Here is a 19438-nt window from a genome sequence, read left to right on the forward strand (position 1 = left end):
AGCACGCAGCGGTGGCCCACACCACGGGCCCCGGCGCGCTCCCGACCGGAGGGTGGGCACCGTGCGGATGTACCCGGAGCCGACGGGCGAGGTGCGCATGAGTCTGTCACTGCGCTTCGCCGCCGGATCGCACAAAGGCATGATCCGGGAGGGCAACGAGGACTCCGGATACGCCGGACCCCGCCTGCTCGCCATCGCCGACGGCATGGGCGGCGCGGCCGCGGGCGAGGTCGCCTCCTCCGAGGCCATCTCCACCATCGTCGCCCTCGACGACGACATCCCCGGCTCGGACATCCTCACCTCCCTCGGCACCGCCGTGCAGCGCGCCAACGACCAACTGCGCGCCATGGTCGAGGAGGACCCCCAGCTGGAGGGCATGGGCACCACGCTCACCGCCCTGCTGTGGACCGGACAGCGCCTCGGCCTCGTCCACGTCGGCGACTCACGCGCCTACCTGCTGCGCGACGGCGTCCTCACCCAGATCACCCAGGACCACACCTGGGTGCAGCGCCTCGTCGACGAGGGCCGCATCACCGAGGAAGAAGCCACCACCCACCCCCAACGCTCCCTGCTGATGCGGGCGTTGGGCAGCGGCGAACACGTCGAACCCGACCTCTCCATCCGTGAGGTCCGCGCCGGCGACCGCTACCTGATCTGCTCCGACGGCCTCTCCGGCGTCGTGTCCCACCAGACCCTGGAGGACACCCTCGCCAGCTACCAGGGCCCCCAGGAGACCGTCCAGGAACTCATCCAGCTCGCCCTGCGCGGCGGCGGCCCCGACAACATCACCGTGATCGTGGCCGACGTCCTCGACCTGGACACCGGCGACACCCTCGCCGGACAGCTCTCCGACACCCCCGTCGTGGTCGGCGCCGTCGCCGAGAACCAGCAGCACCACCTGCACGACAACGGCATCATGCAGACCCCCGCCGGACGCGCCTCCGGCCTCGGCCGCCAGGTCCCCGGACAGGGCGGCGGAGGCGGCGAGTTCGGCCCGCCCGGCTCCGGCGACACCACCGGCTACGCCCCCTCGGGCAGCTTCGGCGACTACACCGACGACGACTTCATCAAGCCCCGCGGCGGCCGCAAGTGGCTGAAGAGATCCCTCTACTCGGCCCTCGCCCTCGCACTGATCGGCGGCGGCCTCTACGGCGGCTGGCGCTGGACGCAGACCCAGTACTACGTCGGCGCCAACGAGGAGCATGTCGCCCTGTACCGCGGCATCAGCCAGGACCTGGCCTGGGTCTCGCTGTCGAAGGTCGAGAAGGATCACCCTGAGATCGAACTCAAGTACCTGCCGCCGTACCAGAAGAAGCTCGTCGAGGCCACCATCGCCGAAGGCGGCCTGAAGGACGCCCAGGCGAAGATCGACGAACTCCAGCTCCAGGCCACCGCGTGCAAGAAGCGCGCCGAGCAGCAGGCCGCGCAGAGCGAGCAGAACTCCAAGACCGGCGAGGGCGAGGCCGGAGGCACCACGGGAACCACCCGTACCTCCCTCACGTCCAAGGCGACACCGACACCGAATCCCTCGGCGTCCACCAAGTCCCCGCCCCCGTCCTCCTCCACCTCCCCGACACCGACTGCGACGCCCAAGCCCGGCCCCACACTCTCGGAGGAAGAGCAGAAGGTCGTCTCGTACTGCGGTGCGCAGTAGGCAAGCCGTGAGAGGCCCCGTCACATCATGAGCAGTACAACGAACTCGCCGACGCACCACACGTCCACGATCGGCGCGATCGGCGCACCGAGCAGGCGCAACACCGAACTCGCGCTGCTCCTGTTCGCGGTCGTCATCCCGGTCTTCGCCTACGCCAACGTCGGCCTGGCGATCAACGACCAGGTCCCGGCCGGCCTGCTGGGCTACGGAATCGGCCTCGGCCTCCTGGCCGGCATCGGCCACCTCGCCGTACGCAAGTTCGCGCCCTACGCCGACCCGCTGATGCTGCCGCTGGCCACCCTGCTCAACGGCCTCGGCCTGGTCGTGATCTGGCGCCTGGACCAGTCGGAGAAACTGCAGGCGAGCAAGACCTTCGTCGAGGCGGCCCCACGCCAGCTGCTGTACTCCGCCATGGGCGTCGCCCTGCTGGTCGCGGTGCTGATCTTCCTCAAGGACCACCGCGTCCTGCAGCGCTACACCTACATCTCCATGGCCGCCGCGCTGTTCCTGCTCGTGATGCCGCTGATCCCCGGCCTCAGCGCCCCCACCTACGGCGCCAAGATCTGGATCAAGATCCCCGGCCTCGGCACACTCCAGCCCGGTGAGTTCGCGAAGATCGCCCTCGCGGTCTTCTTCGCCGGCTACCTCATGGTCAAGCGAGACGCCCTGGCACTCGCCAGCCGCCGCTTCATGGGCCTGTACCTGCCACGCGGCCGCGACCTCGGTCCGATCCTCGTCGTCTGGGTGATGTCGATCCTCATCCTGGTCTTCGAGACCGACCTCGGAACATCCCTGCTGTTCTTCGGGATGTTCGTCATCATGCTGTACGTCGCCACCGAGCGGACGAGCTGGATCGTGTTCGGTCTGCTGATGTCCGCGGTCGGCGCCGTCGGTGTGGCGAGCTTCGAGTCGCACATCCAGACGCGTGTGTCGGCCTGGCTCGACCCGATGCGCGAGTACACGCTCAGCCGCACCCCCAACGGCGACGGCCTCGTCCACTCCGAGCAGGCCATGCAGGCCCTGTGGGCCTTCGGCTCCGGCGGCACCCTCGGCACCGGCCTCGGCCAGGGCAACTCCGACCTCATCGGCTTCGCCGCCAACTCCGACTTCATCCTCGCCACCTTCGGCGAGGAACTCGGCCTGGCCGGCGTCATGGCGATCCTCCTGCTCTACGGGCTGATCGTCGAACGCGGCGTCCGCACCGCCCTCGCCGCCCGCGACCCCTTCGGCAAGCTCCTCGCCGTCGGCCTGTCCGGCGCCTTCGCCCTCCAGGTCTTCGTCGTGGCCGGCGGCGTCATGGGCCTCATCCCGCTGACCGGCATGACGCTGCCCTTCGTGGCATACGGCGGCTCCTCCGTCATCGCCAACTGGGCCCTCATCGGCATCCTGCTGCGCATCAGCGACACCGCACGCCGACCCGCGCCCGCCCCCGCGCCCAACCCCGACGCCGAGATGACCCAGGTGGTCCGTCCGTGAACAAGCCCCTACGCCGGATCGCGATCTTCTGCGGCCTCCTCGTCCTGGCGCTGCTCGTCCGCGACAACTGGATCCAGTACGTCCAGGCCGACGAGCTCAGGAGCGACAAGAACAACCGCCGCGTCACCATCGAGCGCTACGGCACCCCCCGCGGCAACATCATCGTCGACGGCAAGGCCATCACCGGCTCGAAGGAAACCTCCGGCACCGACTTCAAGTTCAAGCGCACCTACACCAACGGCCCGATGTGGGCACCCGTCACCGGGTACGCCTCCCAGGCCTTCGGCGCCAACCAGCTGGAGTCCATCGAGGACGGCATCCTCACCGGCAACGACGACCGGCTGTTCTTCCGCAACACCCTCGACATGCTCACGGGCAAGGAGAAGGAAGGCGGAAACGTCGTCACCACCCTCAACGCCGCCGCGCAGAAGGCCGCGTTCGAGGGACTGAAGGCACAGGGCGGCAAGGGTGCCGTCGCCGCCATCGAGCCGTCCACCGGCAAGATCCTGGCCCTGGCGTCCTACCCGTCGTACGACCCCTCGTCCTTCGCCGGCAACTCCACGACGACCGACACCGACGCGTGGCAGAAGCTCCAGAAGAAGGTCAACCCCGACGACCCGATGCTCAACCGGGCACTGCGCGAGGTCTACCCGCCCGGCTCCACCTTCAAGGTGGTCACCGCAGCCGCCGCGCTGGAGAACGGCCTGTACACGGACGCCGACGGAAAGACCAAGACGCCGCTGCCGTGGACCATGCCGGGCACCACGACCGTGCTGAAGAACGAGGGCAACATCCCCTGCAAGAACGCGACACTGCGGGTCGCCCTCCAGTACTCCTGCAACACCGTCTTCGGCAAGATCGGCTCCGACCTCGGCAACGACAAGATGCTGGAGGAAGCCAAGAAGTTCGGCTTCACCGAGGAGCTGTACACCCCGACCCGTACCAGCGCCTCGGTCTTCTCCGACGACATGAACCCGTCGGAGACCGCGCTGTCCTCCATCGGCCAGTTCAACACCGCCGCCACCCCGCTGCAGATGGCCATGGTCGCCTCCGCCGTCGCCAACAACGGCACCCTGATGAAGCCGTACATGGTCGACGAGCTCCAGACCAACAACCTCGACGCCCTCGAGCGGACCACCCCCGAGGAGATGAGCAAGCCGCTGTCCGCGGAGAACGCCCAGATCCTGCAGTCCATGATGGAGACGGTCGTCGGAGACGGCACCGGCAAGAACGCCCAGATCGACGGCGTGAAGGTCGGCGGCAAGACCGGCACCGCCCAGCACGGCGTCGACAACAGCGAGAACCCGTACGCGTGGTTCATCTCCTACGCCAAGACCGACAACGGCTCACCCGTCGCCGTCGCCGTCGTGATCGAGGACGACAACGCCGTCCGCGACGACATCTCCGGCGGCGGCCTCGCGGCACCCATCGCCAAGAGCGTCATGGAGGCGGTCATCAACAGCAAGAAGTGAACCTGCTCACGTCCCCTTCACATCGGTGCACGTTGCGATACCGGTCCTGTATCGGGTTACGGGCTTGGCCAGGTCACACAAGATGAGCCGGGTACGGTATGCCCGGACGGCACACCGCCCCACCCACAAGGGTGAGGTCGGGACCGACGGAGAGGGCTGGTAGGTAGCTTATGGAAGAGCCGCGTCGCCTCGGCGGCCGGTACGAGCTGGGCCAGGTGCTCGGCCGTGGTGGCATGGCGGAGGTCTACCTCGCGCATGACACCCGGCTCGGCCGCACCGTGGCGGTGAAGACGCTGCGCGCGGACCTCGCGCGCGACCCGTCCTTCCAGGCCCGCTTCCGCCGGGAGGCCCAGTCGGCCGCCTCGCTCAACCATCCCGCGATCGTGGCGGTCTACGACACGGGCGAGGACTACATCGACAACGTCTCGATCCCGTACATCGTCATGGAGTACGTGGACGGCTCGACGCTGCGCGAGCTGCTGCACTCCGGCCGCAAGCTCCTGCCCGAGCGCGCGATGGAAATGACCATCGGCATCCTCCAGGGCCTGGAGTACGCCCACCGCAGCGGCATCGTCCACCGCGACATCAAGCCCGCGAACGTCATGCTGACGCGCAACGGCCAGGTCAAGGTCATGGACTTCGGCATCGCCCGCGCCATGGGCGACTCCGGCATGACGATGACCCAGACCGCGGCCGTCATCGGCACCGCCCAGTACCTCTCGCCGGAACAGGCGAAGGGCGAGCAGGTGGACGCCCGCTCGGACCTCTACTCCACGGGCTGTCTGCTCTACGAGCTCCTGACGGTACGGCCCCCCTTCATCGGCGACTCCCCGGTGGCCGTGGCCTACCAGCACGTCCGCGAGGAAGCCCAGGCCCCGTCGGTCTTCGACCCCGAGATCACGCCCGAAATGGACGCGATCGTACTGAAGGCCCTCACCAAGGACCCCAACTACCGCTACCAGTCGGCCGACGAGATGCGCGCCGACATCGAGGCCTGCCTCGACGGCCAGCCCGTCGCCGCCACCGCCGCGATGGGCTCCGTGGGCTACGGCGGCTACCCCGACGACCAGCCGACCACGGCCCTGCGCGCCCAGGACGCCGGCGCCACGTCGATGCTGCCGCCGATGAACCCCGACGACGGCGGCTACGGATACGACGACCGCGTCGACCGACGCCGCCAGAAGAAGTCCAACACCTCCACGATCCTGCTCGCCGTCGCGGCCATCCTGGTCCTCGTCGGCGCGGTCCTCATCGGCAAGTGGGTGTTCGACGGGGACACCGCGAGCAACAGCCAGGTGCCGGTTCCCAACCTCATCGGTGAGACCGAGAACAGCGCGAGGAATCTGCTCGGCAACGTCGACCTCGAGTTGGGGCAGATCACGCCGAAGGAGTGCGAGGACAAGCCCAAGGGCCAGATCTGCGACCAGGACCCCGCTGCCAAGACCAACGTCGACAAGGGCTCCAAGATCAACGTCGTGGTGTCGACCGGAGCGCCGAAGGTCGCCGTACCCAACGTGATCAACAAGAACATCGACGAGGCCACCGAACAGCTGAAGGACAAGGGCTTCGAGGTCGAGACCGAGCTGACGGAGTCCTCCCAGACCGAGGGCACCGTCCTGAGCCAGGACCCCGACCCCGGTACCGAGAAGGAAAAGGGCTCGACGGTCACCCTCGAGGTCGCCAAGGCCCAGGCGAAGGCCACCGTGCCCGACGTCCTCGGCAGGACCTGCGACGAGGCGAAGGCACAGATGACGGCCAACGAACTCGTCGGCACCTGCACCGAGGTGGACACCCAGGACCCGAACCAGGTCGGCAAGGTCATCGCGACCTCACCGCAGGCCGGCAGCGAGGCCGACAAGAACTCCACGGTGACCATCCAGATCGGCAAGCAGGCCAAGCAGAAGACCCAGGTACCGAGCGTCGTGGGTCAGACGGTGGGCCAGGCCAAGCAGACCCTGGCGGCAGCCGGCTTCACCAACATCCAGTTCAACAACGGCAGCGACCAGAGCGACACAGCCCTCGTCACCGACCAGGACCCCAAGGGCAACCAACAGGTCGACGACCCGGCGGGCACCCAGATCACGCTGACCACCGTGGGCTTCGGCAACAACGGAGGAAACAACGGCGGAGGCGACAACGGAGGCATCTTCGGCTGACGAAGCCGTCCCCTCCGGGATCATCACGGGCCCCGGCACCCTTCAAGGGTGCCGGGGCCTGTTGTTTCCATCACCCCCCCACACCGCTGGAATCCAAGAGCCTGCGCGACAGCGTGCTGCAACGAACCGATGTCCTCGACCGGGCGAAGGCGCTGTCACTGCTGCCGGACGGGATGCATGTGGCCAACGGCTACCAGGTCCCGGTCACGCTCCAAGGCGCTCGCGATCTTCTCCCGCCGAGCCGTCCTCAACATCGCCATGCTCCTCCGCGACAGCAAAGTCGCACGTCAGGTACGTGTCTACCTCCTCGACATGGAGTACCTGGCCCGCACACAGCCTGTGGATAACCCGGCTCCCACTGAGGTCGGCTCCTTCGACGACCGCATCGACCAGCGCATCACCCACATCCTCGGCAGGACCGTCGTCCCCATGTTCAACGCCCTGATCGAAACGTCGGGCGAGTACCGCGCGGAACTGGTCGCGCTCCGCGCAGGCGTCCAACGCATCGAGCGACGGCTCCACCAGCACCACGCACGGCTGCAGAGGCTCGAAGGGGTACGCGACGACCGCCCGGCCGTCGGAGTCATGGACGCCATGCACGGCCGCACGTTCGAGCACCACATCGCCAAACTCCTGCGCCGCGAGGATGCACCAACGTCGTCGTGCAGGGCGGTCGCGGAGACCGGGGCGTCGACATCATCGCGCTCACGGCCGACGGACGGCGCCGCGTCGCCCAATGCAAGAGGCTTGCCCCCTACCTGAACATCACCAGCCCCGAGGTCCAGAAGTTCATCGGGCCGGCGAAGATCCTGGAGTAATCGCGACCTGACGCACAGAGGCCCGAAGTCGCAAAGAGTAGTTGCGGCTTCGGGCCTCCGTCATGTTAGAGGACAGAGTTGCCGAAAGTATCTCTGTCAGCCGCGAAGCTCCACCGGCGGTGTCCGTTCCTCGTCCACCTTCTCCACCCGCTCCAGCTCCCCCCACACCACATACCGGTACCGGCTCGTATACACCGGCGTACAAGTCGTCAGCGTGATGTAGTGCCCCGCCTTCGTCTTCCCCGACTCCTTGGGGACCCCGGAGAGGACCTTGACGTTGTACTTCGACGTCTCGGGAAGGACGGCGTAGACCTTGTAGACGTACCACTTGTCCTTCGTCTCGAAGACGATCGGGTCGCCCTTCTCGAGCTTGTGGATGTTGTGGAACTTCGCGCCATGACCGTCACGGTGCGCCGCGAGGGAGAAGTTCCCCTTCTTGTCCGCGGTCGGCAGGGTCGCCTTGACGGGGTCGGTGTAGTAGCCGGCCACGCCGTCGTTGAGGATCTTCGACGTCGTCCCCTTCTCGACGAGGATCTCGCTCGAGCTCATCGCGGGGACGTGGAGGAAGCCGATGCCGTTCTTGGCGTCGTACACGGCCGGGCGCCCGGAGTCCTCGTCCTGGTGGGCCCAGATGTCACGGACCTTGTCGGCCTGTTTGTCCGCCGCGCGGTCGGCGATGACGTTCGTCCACCACAGGGAATAGACGACGAACAGGCCCAGAACCAGTCCCGCCGTGATGAGGAGTTCGCCGAAGACGCTGACGGCCGCCGCGATCCGGCCCGTGCCACGGCGGCGAGCCGGGCGACGCCGTGACGCGGGAGCGGCCGTGTGATCTTCGGTGCCCTCGGTGGTCGCTGCCACTATTCATCTGCCTTAACTGACGAGCGCATCCGGCTTGCCCTTGCTGCGCGGCCGTTCCTCGACCATCTTGCCCCAGACGATCAACCGGTACTTACTGGTGAACTCCGGCGTGCATGTGGTGAGTGTGATGTAGCGGCCCGGCCCGGTGAAACCCGACCCCGGCGGAACCGGATCCAGCACACTCACATTGCTCGGCGACGTCACCGGAAGGATCGACGCCATTTTGTACACGTAGTACTTGTCCTGCGTCTCCACGACGATCGCGTCGCCCTGAGCCAGCCGGTTGATGTAGCGGAACGGTTCGCCGTGCGTATTGCGATGCCCCGCCAGCCCGAAGTTGCCGCTCTTGTCGCCCGGCATCGCCGTCTTCAGCTTGCCCTCGCCGTAATGGCCGACCATGCCCCGGTCGAGCACCTTCTTGTTGCTGATGCCCTCCGCGATCGGGACGACGACGTCCAGCCGCGGGATGTGCAGGATGGCGAAGCCCTGCCCCGGCTCGAAGGACCCCGGAGCGCGTTTGCCGCTCGCCCAGTCGTCCTGGAGGCTGCTGGCCTCCTTGTCCGCCTGCGCATGCGCCCGGACATTGGTCCACCACAGCTGGTAACTCACGAACAGCAGCATCAGCACGCCGGTGGTGATGAACACCTCACCGATCGCCCGGCTGGCCACGGTGCCCGGACTGGGCCTGCGCGCCCGGGCCTGTCTACGGGCCTCCATACGGGAGAGAGGAGCACCGGAGCCACTCTCCTCCGCGCCCGCCTCCGACGCCTGACGCGCGCCGCCCCCGTGACGCCCATGACGCCCCTTCGCTGCCTTTCTACGGGCCGCACGGCCACCCGCCGGGGGTCCAGGGGCAGAAGTGACGGAAGAGGCCGCAGAAGGCGATATGGAGTCGATCGAGTCGATGGACTCACCGGAGCGCGGCGGATCCGGGATCCGCAAGGCCACCGTCTCGTCGTCCGGCGGAGGTATGTACGACTCCGCGTACGGCTCTTGGTACGCGTACGGCACCTCGTCGCCGTACTCCTGCGTGACGTAATTCTCCCCGCCCGACCACTCCCCGAGCGCACCGGAACCCTCGTACGGCTGCTGCCCGTACGAGGACCCCTGGTCGCCGGCGTCGCCGTAGGAGTCGGTGAACGACTCCCCGTACACGGCGCCGGACTCGCGCTCAGGGCGCAGTGCGGTCACGCCGTGGCCCTGCCCACCACCGGGGCGAGCCCCGCCGACCTCGCCACCGCGTCCTGGTAGCCGCACTCCACCAGCCAGTTGGCCAGCATCCGGTGCCCATGCTCGGTCAGCACCGACTCGGGATGGAACTGCACACCCTCCACCGGGAGTTCACGGTGCCGCAGCCCCATGATGATGCCGTCATGAGTCCGCGCCGTGACCTCCAGGTCGGCCGGCACCGTCTCCGGCTCCGCCGCCAACGAGTGGTAGCGCGTCGCCGTGAACGGCGACGGCAGCCCCGCGAAGACACCCTTGCCCTCATGCTCGACCAGCGACGTCTTGCCATGCAGCAGCTCCGGCGCACGGTCCACGACACCGCCGTACGCCACCTGCATCGACTGCATGCCGAGGCACACCCCGAAGACCGGCACCCCGGTCGAGGCGCAGTGCCGGACCATGTCCACACAGACACCCGCCTGCTCAGGCGTCCCCGGACCCGGCGACAGCAGCACACCGTCGAAGCCGTCCTGCGCATGCGCCGTCGACACCTCGTCGTTGCGCAGCACCTCACACTCGGCGCCCAGCTGATACAGGTACTGGACCAGGTTGAAGACGAAGCTGTCGTAGTTGTCCACGACCAGAATGCGTGCGCTCACTGGTTGTCCACCGTCACATCGTTGAAGGGCAGCAGCGGTTCGGCCCACGGGAAGACGTAGTTGAACAGGACGTAGACCACGGCCATGACCAGCAGGAGCGAGAGCAGCGCCTTCACCCACGCGTTCCCCGGCAGATGCCGCCAGATCCAGCCGTACATGCCGTCCCTTTCGTCGCACCACGGCATCAGACTCACGCCGTACAGCCAACAGACTAACGGCGCAACGCCTCCGGTTTCCCGGCCTCCACAGGCTGAGTGGAGTCCAGATGAGCCCACACGATCAGCCGATGACTGTGCCCCCACTCCGGATCGCACGTGGTCAGCGTCAGATAACGGCCCTCACGCGTGTACCCCGACTTACGGGGCACAGCGTCGATCACCTCAATGTCCGTGGGCAGTGTTTTGTAAGGCCCTTTGTCGATCCGATACGTGAACCAGGTCGTCCCATCGGTCAGCACCACCGCGTCACCCGGCCGCAACCTGGGAAAATCCTTGAACGGATCACCGTACGTACGCCGATGACCGGCGACCGAGAAGTTGCCCTTCTGCCCGAGCTGAGCGGTGGCCGCGTAGTGACCCAGCCCCTTCTTCAAGGTCTTGGTCGCGGTGCCCTCGAGCACCGGCTTGTTCCACGTGAAACCAAGCCGCGGGATGTACATGATCGCGAAGGGCTTGTCCGTCTCATACGGCCCCGGCGTCGGCGCCGACTCCGCCGGACCGGCAGCCTCTCCCGTGGGCCGCACCGCCCCATGCGCCCACTGCTCCTGCAACCGATCGATCTGGTCGCTCATGACACTGTCGGCCTTCACACCGGTCCAGAACAGCACATAGACGACAAACAGCACGATCACGGTGCCCACGGTGATACACAGTTCACTGACGGACCTGACGACCACACGCACCGGCAGCTCCAGAGAGGCTGGGACTCACTCCACGGGCTTGGCGTACCGCAGATCCACTGTGCCCGAGTAACCCGGCAGAGTCACCGTCCCGTCCTCGGTCACTTTCCAGCCGAGCCCGTACACATTGACGTACACCATGTAGTTCTGAATCGCCGACGAAGCCGCGAGAGCCTGCTGCATCTTCCCCGGATCACCCACAGCCGTGATCTTGTACGGCGGCGAGTACACCCGGCCCTGAAGAATCAACGTGTTGCCCACGCAGCGCACGGCACTGGTCGAGATCAACCGCTGATCCATCACCTTGATGCCCTTGGCACCGCTCTGCCACAGCGCATTGACCACAGCCTGAAGATCCTGCTGGTGGATCACCAGGTAGTCCGGCTGCGGCTCGGGATAACCCGGCAGCTTGGCAGTCGCGTCCGGCGGAGCGTCATTCAACGTGACAGTGATCGCCTCACCCGTCAGCTTCTGCGTCCCCGCCCTCTCCTCCAGCGCTGCCAGCTTGTCGTCCTCGGCCTTCGTACTGCCGTCGTCCCGCTCGGCGAGCGCCTCCACATCGTCTCGCAGGGCCGCGTTGGACTCATTGAGCCCACCGTTCTCACGACTGCGCTCATGGATCAGGTCCGAAAGCTTCAGCAACGAGGCATCCGTACGGATATCGGTGCCCTTGGCCGTATTGAAGCTCGTGAAGAAAATCAGCCCCGCCAGCGCGAACACAGCCGCGGTCAGCACCCGCACCGGGCGGAATCGGCCGCGGACAGGACTGGATCCCGTGCGGGGAGAGTCGGCAGAATTGCTCAACGTACCCTTATCTCCTTCGGCGCCGCGGAAGCACTACGCTAACGGACGCCCGGGGGAGCAATCGGAGTCCCCTTGTACGCTGCTCCGGAGCCAGCCACAGTTCCCTGCGCGGCCACGCAGCGCATCGACAGGAGAGACCCTCGTGCCGAAGTCACGTATCCGCAAGAAGGCCGACTACACGCCGCCGTCGTCGAAGCAGGCGACCGCCATCAAGCTGACCAGCCGCGCCTGGGTCGCGCCCGTGATGCTGGCCATGTTCATCATCGGCTTGGCCTGGATCGTCGTCTTCTATGTGACCGATGGTTCGCTGCCCATCGACGCGCTGGGCAACTGGAACATCGTGGTGGGCTTCGGCTTCATCGCGGCCGGGTTCGGCGTCTCGACCCAGTGGAAGTAGCGGCCACCTCACGGTGAACGTAGCTCTGCCCAGGGCTATCCGCTGAGTTATCCACAGCCGTTTTCCACAGTGGGGAAAAAGAACGACGATCTGTGGATAACCCATCGAGTGTTGACGCCGGTGTGACGGAACTACCGGTCCGAAGCAAGCGATCGAAAACCTGTTCGCCCCCTGTCTGACCTGCAGAAACGCTGGTCGATGACAGGGGGCACAGTTGTTTCTGCACAGCGCGCACAAGATCCGCCACACGCTGTGGACAACAGGGGGGCTCAGGTGGATGAAGGGCCTGCTCAGGTGAGCTGGACCGTCCTCAGCACGGTGATCAGGACGACCACGGCCAGCACCAGGGCGCATGTGCCGTACTGCACCAGCGTCCGGCGTTCCCGTGGGGCGTGGACCATGGCGTAGCCGATGATGACGCCGGCGACCAGGCCGCCGATGTGTGCCTGCCAGGCGATGTTGCTCCAGCCGAAGGTGAGGATGAGGTTGATCACCAGCAGGGCGATGATCGGCCGCATGTCGTACTGGAGTCGGCGCATGAGGACCGCGGTGGCGCCGAAGAGGCCGAAGATGGCGCCGGAGGCTCCGAGGGAGGCTGTGTTGGGGGCGGCGAGCAGGTAGGTGAGGGCGCTGCCGGCGAGGCCTGAGCAGAAGTAGAGCGCGAGGTAGCGGGCGCGGCCGAGGGCGGCTTCGAGGGGGCCGCCGAGCCACCAGAGGCTGAGCATGTTGAAGGCGATGTGGAAGATGGCCTCGTGGGTGAACATCGAGGTGATCAGTCGCCAATATTCGCCTTCGGCGACGCCTTCGGTGGGGTTGAAGGGGGCGGGGGGCCAGCTGCCGAGGAGGACCAGGTCGTTCAGCAGTGAGGTGCTGGTCTTTACGGCGATGAAGACGGCGAGGTTGATCCCGATGAGGATCTTGGTGAGCAGGCGGGGGTCGGCGGTGATGGTGCCGCCGCGGACGCAGTCGGGGCATTGGAAGCCGACGGAGGCGCTGACCATGCATTCGGGGCAGATGGGTCGCTCGCAGCGGGTGCAGCGGATGCCGGTCTCGCGGTCCGGGTGGCGGTAGCAGCTGGGCAGGCTCTGGGCGTCCTGCGGGCTGCCTGCCGGCTGGTCCATGGGGTTCCCCTAGGTCGTTTTGCGCGATGCACGTCCTCATACATCGCCCCGCTCATCCTTACGGACGAGCGGGGCGATTGGTTCCCTGGGGGAGGTGTCGGACTCAGCCTTCGCGGGTCTCGACGACGACCGACTCGATGACTACGTCGTTGACGGGGCGGTCGGTGCGCGGGTTGGTCTGCGCGGTCGCGATGCCGTCGATGACCTTCTGGCTGGCCGCGTCGGTGACCTCGCCGAAGATGGTGTGCTTGCGGTTCAGCCAGGTCGTGGGGGCGACCGTGATGAAGAACTGCGAGCCGTTGGTGCCGGGGCCGGCGTTGGCCATGGCCAGCAGGTACGGCTTGTCGAAGGCGAGGTCCGGGTGGAACTCGTCTGCGAACTGGTAGCCGGGGCCACCGGTGCCGTTGCCCAGCGGGTCTCCGCCCTGGATCATGAAGCCGCTGATGACCCGGTGGAAGACCGTGCCGTCGTAGAGCTTGGCCGTGGACTTCTCTCCGGTGGCGGGGTTCGTCCACTCACGCTCGCCCTGTGCGAGCTCGACGAAGTTCTTGACCGTGATCGGCGCGTGGTTCGGGAGGAGCCGGACCTCGATGTCGCCGTGGTTGGTCTTCAGGGTGGCGTAAAGCTGCTCAGCCACGATCTGCCTTCCGTTGTCTTCCTGTGACCCCCCGATCCTCGCATGGACGGCGGGTTCCGTCGCCCGGCACTCGTTCACCGGCATGCAACCGGGCGCTTCTCTGCCAGAAAAGTGGGTGAGTGGGTCCGTGGCGGGGGCGCGTGGCGGCGAACCGTGGCATTGTCGACGACAAGCCACCGTTGAACCGCATTGGTCCGCTATTGGGTTTGATCAAGTTATTCGGCACCCATATGCCCGCCCACACATGCCGCGGAGCGCTGCGGCAGGCATGATCCGTAAAAGGGTGGAAAGTCGAATTACCGTACGCCACCGAGGAGGAGGATCCCGTGACCCGCATTGACAGCGTGCGCGCCGCGACCGGCTCGGCGAAGGACAGCGTGCTGCACGCCGCGGAAGTGGTGGCGCCCTACGCCGACACCGCCAAGGACAGGGCCGCGCAGTATGCGCATGAGGCACGCGTACGGCTGGCGCCGGTGGTGTCGCAGGCCACCGAGCAGGCCCGTGCCCAGGCCCGTCTTCAGTATGGGGCGCATGTGGCGCCGTATCTGGAGCAGGCACGTTCGCATGTGCCGCCAAAGGTCGACCTGGCCGCTCAGGAGGCCGCGGTCCGTACGCGCAAGGCGGCTCGTCAGGCCGCTGACTATTCCCGGCCGAGGATCGAGCAGGCGGTGGCCGCGGCCGGGCCCATGAGGGACGAGGCCACGGCACGTGGTGTGGCTGCGCTGGCGGCGCTGCGTGGGCAGGTCTCGCCCAGGGAGATCGAGAGGCTGGTCCGTAAGCATGAGCGTCGCGCCAGGGCTGGTCGTGTCGTGAAGGTGCTGGCGGTGTTCGGTGTCCTGGCGGGGGGTGCTTTCGCCGCGTGGAAGTGGTGGGACAAGCAGGCCAATCCGGACTGGCTGGTGGAGCCGCCGGCTGCGACGGAGGTGCCCGAGTCGGGTCGTCTGACTTCGGTCGACGGCAGTGGCAAGTCGGACCTGGATCCTGAGGTCCAGGCGAAAGAGGCGGAGGAGGAGGCCGCGCGGCGCGACGAGGGTCAGTGATGTGAGGCCCGCGCCGTCCGGGAGGTCGAACTGTGCTGTGGGGCGGAAGACTTGAGGTCTTCCGCCCCACAGCGATGTTTCACGTGGAACAGCGGTGGGTGGGCCGCTGCGAAAACTGAGGCTGATCATGGAAGCGCCCTCCGGGAATGAGTCCCGGAGGGCGTCTGACCTGGGGTGGAGCCTAGGGGAGTCGAACCCCTGACATCTGCCATGCAAAGACAGCGCTCTACCAACTGAGCTAAGGCCCCTGAAACGGAACGTCCGACCGGAAGTGAAACCCCACCCCGGCGGGCGCCCAGACCAGAGTACCCGGTCGCCCCCCGGATCCCGCAAAAGGATTGGGGGTCCCGGTAAACGACCACTCTCCGTAAGATGCTCGGCGTGGTTCGCTACAGCGAACCGCGGTTCTGGGGAAGCGATGGGGAGACGCAATGGACGCCGCACAGCAGGAAGCCACCGCAAGAGCGCGGGATCTGCAGCGGAACTGGTACGGGGAGCCGCTGGGGACGCTCTTCCGTAAGCTCATCGACGATCTTGGTCTCAACCAGGCTCGTCTCGCGGGGGTACTGGGATTGTCCGCACCGATGCTGTCGCAGCTGATGAGCGGGCAGCGGGCGAAGATCGGCAATCCTGCCGTGGTCCAGCGGGTGCAGTTGCTGCAGGACTTGGCGGGGCAGGTCGCGGACGGCAGCGTGAGTGCGGCCGAGGCCACCGAGCGCATGGAGGAGATCAAGAAGTCGCAAGGGGGTTCGGTGCTGAGCAACACCACGCATACGACGAACAGTTCGGGTGCGCCGACGGTCAAGCGGGTGGTCCGTGAGATCCAGTCGCTGCTGCGCTCGGTGGCGGCCGCGGGCGACATCATCGATGCCGCGGACACTCTCGCCCCCAGCCATCCCGAACTGGCAGAGTTCCTCCGGGTGTACGGCGCCGGCCGCACCTCGGACGCGGTCGCGCATTACCAGTCCCACCAGAACTGACGCCGAGGCCCGGTGGTCGAGGGGGTTCGGCAGCCGGGCCGACGGTTCACGTCCTGGGCGGGCACGAGGGGTCGTGCCGGGGGAGTCCTCGAAGGACGGTCAGCGAGGGGGAGTCGTATCGCTCGTCGTGGGGGAAGCAAGGGGGGTAAGCGGAGGGGGAGGAGCGGCGCACAACCATGGGTGAGGTCTTCGCCGGGCGGTACGAACTGGTCGATCCGATCGGGCGTGGAGGCGTCGGCGCGGTCTGGCGTGCCTGGGATCATCGGCGTCGTCGGTATGTGGCGGCCAAGGTGCTGCAGCAGAGTGACGCCCATTCGCTGCTGCGGTTCGTCCGCGAGCAGGCCCTGCGGATCGATCACCCGCATGTGCTCGCGCCGGCCAGCTGGGCCGCCGACGATGACAAGGTCCTGTTCACCATGGATCTGGTCGCCGGCGGTTCGCTGGTCCATCTCATCGGGGATTACGGCCCTCTGCCGCCCTCGTTCGTCTGCACCCTTCTCGATCAGCTCCTCGCGGGGTTGGCCGCGGTGCACGCGGAGGGCGTCGTCCATCGGGACATCAAGCCCGCCAACCTGCTCCTCGAAGCCACCGGCACGGGCCGGCCGCGGCTGCGGCTGTCCGACTTCGGCATCGCGATGCGGCTCGGTGAGCCCCGTCTGACCGAGACCAACCTCGTGGTGGGAACGCCGGGTTATCTCGCACCCGAGCAACTCATGGGTGCGGAACCGGACTTCCCGGCCGATCTGTTCGCCGTGGGGCTGGTCGCGCTGTATCTGCTGGAGGGGGCCAAGCCTGACACCAAGGCGCTCGTCCAGTACTTCACCGAGCATGGAACTCCCGGTGCGCCCAAGGGCATGCCGGAACCGCTGTGGCAGGTCGTGGCCTCGCTGTTGCAGCCGGATCCGCATGGGCGGTTCCGCACGGCGACGGGGGCGCGCAAGGCTCTTGCCTCGGCCGCGGAGCTTCTGCCGGAACCGGGCCTGGACGACGAGCTGATCGAGATCTTCGACCAACTCGGTCCGCTTCCAGCGGGGTTCGCGGCGAGCGGGCCGCTCAAGCGGGCGCCGGGGGTTGACGGGGGGATTGCAGGGACCGGGTCGGTATCGGCCGGTACAGGCTCCGTATCGGCGGGCATGGGCTCCGTCGAGGGAGGCAGGGACTCTGTCGAGGCGGGCAGGGGCTCCGCTGCTGCGGGTGCCGGTTCCGCCCTGGCAGGCACCGGCTCGGCGTCGGTCGGCGACCGTCCTGCGCGGAGCGATACCGGGTCCGTGCCGTCGGGCGCCGTATCCAACGATCCACGTCAGGGCATGGCGGAGCCGACTCCGGCTCCAGGCCCCAGCCCGTCGTCCGAGTACACGCCACCCGCCGCCCCGCAGACGGGCACCCCGCGGCCCGGCGACAGCAACGGCCAGTTCCCCATGTCGGACACCGGCAGCTTCCACCTGCCGCTGTCCCAGCACACGGGCTCCTCCCCGCTGGCTCACACTCCTCGGCCACAGCCCCAGGCCTCTCCCTACGACGCCACGCATGTCCTGTCCTCCCCCCAATCACCCGCACCGCAGTACCCGACTCAGCCTCCGACGACGCCGGCGCAGCACCAGCACGTCGACACCTCTACTGCTTCGTACACCGCTCAGAGCCCGCAGGTTCCGCCTTCGGCGCCCCCAATTCCGCAGTCACGCCGCCGCGGGGGCCACCGGGCCACCCGACGTGCGGCTCGCAGCGTCGCGCGCCGCCCCGGCCCTCCGGCCAAGGTCGCGGTGCCGCTCCTGCTGCTGGCGCTGGTCTGCTACGCGGTGGGCTTCTGGGCGCTGGCGCAGATCTGAGCGCCGAGACGGTCGGATTGCCGTCGGCAGGGTCCGTCCTCCGGCCCGGTTCCGATCGTCGGCCCAAACCGGAGCCCGCCCCCAGACCCGGGCCCTACCCGACGCCAACCCTCCGCCGGGCCACCACCATCCACACCCCCAGCACCACCAGTACCAGCGTCCCCGCCCCGATGCCCCCCACCGCGAGCAGGGTCATCGCAGCGTCCCCGCCGTCACCGCCGCCTCCGGCTCCCCCCACCGCAGCGGCCTCCCGGTCCCCCGCGTCGACCTCGAACACGCCCGCCGGCTCGGACTCCCCCGCATACGCGGGACCGGCCTGCGCGGTGCCGCCCACGCGCACGCGCAGCGTCAGTTCGAACGGCCCGTTCCCGTAGCTCTCGGCGACTGCGGCCGAGAGGTGCACCACGAGGTAGTAGGAGCCGGCGAACCGCATCGCGCTGAGCCGGTCGAGCGCGGCGTAGCGGTTCTCGTAGGCGACGGGTGGCAGGGGGTCCAGTGCGGCGGGCTTCCGGGTGCCGTTGTAGTTGGCGCTCGCGTCGTCGACGAGGGCTCGTGCGGGGTTGTAGAGGGCGAGGTTGAGGGCGCCCGCTGCGGAGCCGCCCGCGCCGCTCGAGGTGCCGAGCTCGGCGGTGGCGTACAGCTGGCGGCCCCAGTCGAGCGGCACCTTGTAGAAGAGTGTGCGCCCGGGCTGGACGTCGGTGGTCCACACGCCCTCTCCGACAGGTGCGGCGGAGGCGAATCCGGAGCCGCCTTGACGCCGCTGGCTTTCGCCGGAGGGGAGTGTGGGGGAGGCGGAGTCCCAGGTCTCGGGGGCGCTGGTGGCGCCGGTCTGCCTCCGGGGCGGTTCGGAGGTGACGAAGAGTTCCAGGACCCAGGTGTCCGGTGTGGAGTCCGCCGTGGTGACCCGCTCGACGATCACGTCGTAGGCGCCGGCGCTCCTGCAGCGGGACTGGTCCGGAGAGATCTCGCGCGCTCCCCATGCCCCGATCGGGCGCGGGCTGTGGCCGGCGCCGAAGATCTCGTTGTCCTGGGAGCAGGGGCGGCCAGTGGCGTCCCGTACGGACACGTCGATGCCGTCGCGCGCCTGGACGGTGCTGTCGGGTGGCGGGACGGCGGTCACGGAGACGTAGGCGTCGGAGGCGTCGTCGAGGTCCAGGCGGTAGTGGACCTCTCCTTCGCCGGGCAGGGAGCTTTTGTATGTCGCGCCCGGTGTGAGGGGTTCGGCGGCCGCGGCACTGGGCGCGCCCGTGACGGGCCGGGCGTCGGGGGCGAAGGCGTAGGGGGCGGGTTTTCCGGCGGCGAGCGCGGGAACGTCCGGCAGGGCAGCCGTCGTGCACAGCAGCAGCGCCGCTGCGACGGCCACGCGCAGGCGTGCCGGGGAGTGGGGGCTCCAAGGGCCGCGTCGCGTCCTCGCGGGACGCCATCGCGCCGTACGCCGCCGCCTCATCACGCGCCACTCCTCGTCGCCGTCG

18 protein-coding genes, 1 tRNA gene and 1 pseudogene are annotated in these 19438 nt (G+C 67.8%); 9 read left to right on the top strand and 11 right to left on the bottom strand.

The annotated features are described in order from the left end of the window. Nucleotides 1–67: 67 nt before the first annotated feature. The 4 genes from IE325_RS18185 (at nucleotide 68) to pknB (ending at nucleotide 6758) form a co-directional block, all read left to right on the top strand. Nucleotides 68–1654, top strand: coding sequence for a Stp1/IreP family PP2C-type Ser/Thr phosphatase (locus IE325_RS18185; protein ID WP_190071241.1), 1587 nt, complete (start codon nucleotides 68–70; stop codon nucleotides 1652–1654). Nucleotides 1655–1681: 27 nt separating this feature from the next. Next, a complete protein-coding gene (locus tag IE325_RS18190) occupies nucleotides 1682–3130 on the top strand; it encodes an FtsW/RodA/SpoVE family cell cycle protein (protein ID WP_190070996.1) in 1449 nt (482 codons plus the stop codon). Then, the gene (locus IE325_RS18195; RefSeq protein ID WP_190070997.1) at nucleotides 3127–4602 is read left to right on the top strand and encodes a peptidoglycan D,D-transpeptidase FtsI family protein; all 1476 of its coding nucleotides are present in this window, start codon (nucleotides 3127–3129) and stop codon (nucleotides 4600–4602) included. The genes IE325_RS18190 and IE325_RS18195 overlap by 4 nt, the downstream gene beginning before the upstream one ends. Before the next feature lie 170 nt (nucleotides 4603–4772). Continuing rightward, complete coding sequence (gene pknB / locus IE325_RS18200) at nucleotides 4773–6758, top strand: Stk1 family PASTA domain-containing Ser/Thr kinase (protein WP_190070998.1); 1986 nt, start codon at nucleotides 4773–4775, stop codon at nucleotides 6756–6758. A gap of 204 nt (nucleotides 6759–6962) precedes the next feature. Here pknB and IE325_RS46100 read toward each other — a convergent pair whose 3' ends face one another. Then, nucleotides 6963–7379, bottom strand: coding sequence for a hypothetical protein (locus IE325_RS46100; protein ID WP_229911862.1), 417 nt, complete (start codon nucleotides 7377–7379; stop codon nucleotides 6963–6965). Nucleotides 7380–7411: 32 nt separating this feature from the next. On the opposite strand from IE325_RS46100, the pseudogene IE325_RS46105 reads away from it, so the two are divergent. Next, nucleotides 7412–7576 (top strand): annotated as a pseudogene (locus IE325_RS46105) (restriction endonuclease); the annotation flags it as partial. Nucleotides 7577–7672: 96 nt separating this feature from the next. On the opposite strand, the gene IE325_RS18210 reads toward IE325_RS46105, so the two are convergent. From IE325_RS18210 to IE325_RS18235, 6 genes are read right to left on the bottom strand one after another with little or no spacing between them, the layout of a single operon-like run. Beyond that, on the bottom strand, nucleotides 7673–8437 hold the full coding sequence (locus IE325_RS18210; RefSeq protein WP_190070999.1) for a class E sortase: 765 nt from the start codon (nucleotides 8435–8437) through the stop codon (nucleotides 7673–7675). Between the two features lie 12 nt (nucleotides 8438–8449). Further along, the gene (locus IE325_RS18215; RefSeq protein ID WP_190071000.1) at nucleotides 8450–9628 is read right to left on the bottom strand and encodes a class E sortase; all 1179 of its coding nucleotides are present in this window, start codon (nucleotides 9626–9628) and stop codon (nucleotides 8450–8452) included. Continuing rightward, nucleotides 9625–10263, bottom strand: coding sequence for an aminodeoxychorismate/anthranilate synthase component II (locus tag IE325_RS18220; RefSeq protein ID WP_190071001.1), 639 nt, complete (start codon nucleotides 10261–10263; stop codon nucleotides 9625–9627). Before IE325_RS18220 ends, IE325_RS18215 begins: the two co-directional genes overlap by 4 nt. Continuing rightward, nucleotides 10260–10448, bottom strand: a complete 189-nt coding sequence (locus tag IE325_RS18225) for a hypothetical protein (protein ID WP_190071242.1) — start codon at nucleotides 10446–10448, stop codon at nucleotides 10260–10262. Before IE325_RS18225 ends, IE325_RS18220 begins: the two co-directional genes overlap by 4 nt. Nucleotides 10449–10474: 26 nt before the next feature. Further along, nucleotides 10475–11164 (bottom strand): class E sortase, encoded by a 690-nt coding sequence (locus IE325_RS18230; protein WP_190071002.1) that lies wholly within the window; start codon nucleotides 11162–11164, stop codon nucleotides 10475–10477. Nucleotides 11165–11188: 24 nt separating this feature from the next. Then, a complete protein-coding gene (locus tag IE325_RS18235; RefSeq protein ID WP_190071003.1) occupies nucleotides 11189–11965 on the bottom strand; it encodes a DUF881 domain-containing protein in 777 nt (258 codons plus the stop codon). Nucleotides 11966–12107: 142 nt separating this feature from the next. Here IE325_RS18235 and crgA point away from each other — a divergent pair, with 142 nt between their 5' ends. Next, a complete protein-coding gene (gene crgA, locus IE325_RS18240; protein ID WP_190071004.1) occupies nucleotides 12108–12362 on the top strand; it encodes a cell division protein CrgA in 255 nt (84 codons plus the stop codon). Between the two features lie 290 nt (nucleotides 12363–12652). Here crgA and IE325_RS18245 read toward each other — a convergent pair whose 3' ends face one another. Both IE325_RS18245 and IE325_RS18250 read right to left on the bottom strand, forming a co-directional pair. Next, complete coding sequence (locus IE325_RS18245) at nucleotides 12653–13483, bottom strand: rhomboid family intramembrane serine protease (RefSeq protein WP_190071005.1); 831 nt, start codon at nucleotides 13481–13483, stop codon at nucleotides 12653–12655. A 103-nt stretch (nucleotides 13484–13586) separates the two neighbouring features. After that, the gene (locus IE325_RS18250) at nucleotides 13587–14120 is read right to left on the bottom strand and encodes a peptidylprolyl isomerase (RefSeq protein ID WP_190071006.1); all 534 of its coding nucleotides are present in this window, start codon (nucleotides 14118–14120) and stop codon (nucleotides 13587–13589) included. 326 nt (nucleotides 14121–14446) lie between these two features. Here IE325_RS18250 and IE325_RS18255 point away from each other — a divergent pair, with 326 nt between their 5' ends. Further along, entirely contained in the window at nucleotides 14447–15160 is a 714-nt protein-coding gene (locus IE325_RS18255; RefSeq protein WP_190071007.1) for a DUF5324 family protein, read from the top strand. Between the two features lie 175 nt (nucleotides 15161–15335). On the opposite strand, the gene IE325_RS18260 is transcribed toward IE325_RS18255, so the two are convergent. Next, nucleotides 15336–15408 (bottom strand) — tRNA-Ala (locus IE325_RS18260). Between the two features lie 183 nt (nucleotides 15409–15591). Here IE325_RS18260 and IE325_RS18265 point away from each other — a divergent pair. Both IE325_RS18265 and IE325_RS18270 read left to right on the top strand, forming a co-directional pair. Next, the gene (locus IE325_RS18265; protein WP_190071008.1) at nucleotides 15592–16140 is read left to right on the top strand and encodes a helix-turn-helix domain-containing protein; all 549 of its coding nucleotides are present in this window, start codon (nucleotides 15592–15594) and stop codon (nucleotides 16138–16140) included. A gap of 176 nt (nucleotides 16141–16316) precedes the next feature. Beyond that, on the top strand, nucleotides 16317–17966 hold the full coding sequence (locus tag IE325_RS18270) for a serine/threonine-protein kinase (protein ID WP_190071009.1): 1650 nt from the start codon (nucleotides 16317–16319) through the stop codon (nucleotides 17964–17966). 94 nt (nucleotides 17967–18060) lie between these two features. Here IE325_RS18270 and IE325_RS18275 read toward each other — a convergent pair whose 3' ends face one another. Then, nucleotides 18061–19413: a hypothetical protein gene (locus IE325_RS18275; protein WP_373315187.1), complete on the bottom strand. Its 1353-nt coding sequence runs from the start codon at nucleotides 19411–19413 to the stop codon at nucleotides 18061–18063. Nucleotides 19414–19438 lie beyond the last annotated feature (25 nt).

Origin of the sequence: Streptomyces lanatus (assembly GCF_014655715.1) — a bacterium.
GTDB lineage: Bacteria > Actinomycetota > Actinomycetes > Streptomycetales > Streptomycetaceae > Streptomyces > Streptomyces lanatus.

What these genes read in the sequence shown, in the direction of transcription:
- IE325_RS18185 (WP_190071241.1), top strand. Translation starts at nt 68, where the DNA reads ATGTACCCGGAGCCGACGGGCGAGGTGCGCATGAGTCTGTCACTGCGC.
- IE325_RS18190 (WP_190070996.1), top strand. Translation starts at nt 1,682, where the DNA reads ATGAGCAGTACAACGAACTCGCCGACGCACCACACGTCCACGATCGGC.
- pknB (WP_190070998.1), top strand. Translation starts at nt 4,773, where the DNA reads ATGGAAGAGCCGCGTCGCCTCGGCGGCCGGTACGAGCTGGGCCAGGTG.
- IE325_RS18225 (WP_190071242.1), bottom strand. Translation starts at nt 10,448, where the DNA reads ATGCCGTGGTGCGACGAAAGGGACGGCATGTACGGCTGGATCTGGCGG.
- IE325_RS18245 (WP_190071005.1), bottom strand. Translation starts at nt 13,483, where the DNA reads ATGGACCAGCCGGCAGGCAGCCCGCAGGACGCCCAGAGCCTGCCCAGC.
- IE325_RS18265 (WP_190071008.1), top strand. Translation starts at nt 15,592, where the DNA reads ATGGACGCCGCACAGCAGGAAGCCACCGCAAGAGCGCGGGATCTGCAG.
- IE325_RS18270 (WP_190071009.1), top strand. Translation starts at nt 16,317, where the DNA reads ATGGGTGAGGTCTTCGCCGGGCGGTACGAACTGGTCGATCCGATCGGG.
- IE325_RS18275 (WP_373315187.1), bottom strand. Translation starts at nt 19,413, where the DNA reads ATGAGGCGGCGGCGTACGGCGCGATGGCGTCCCGCGAGGACGCGACGC.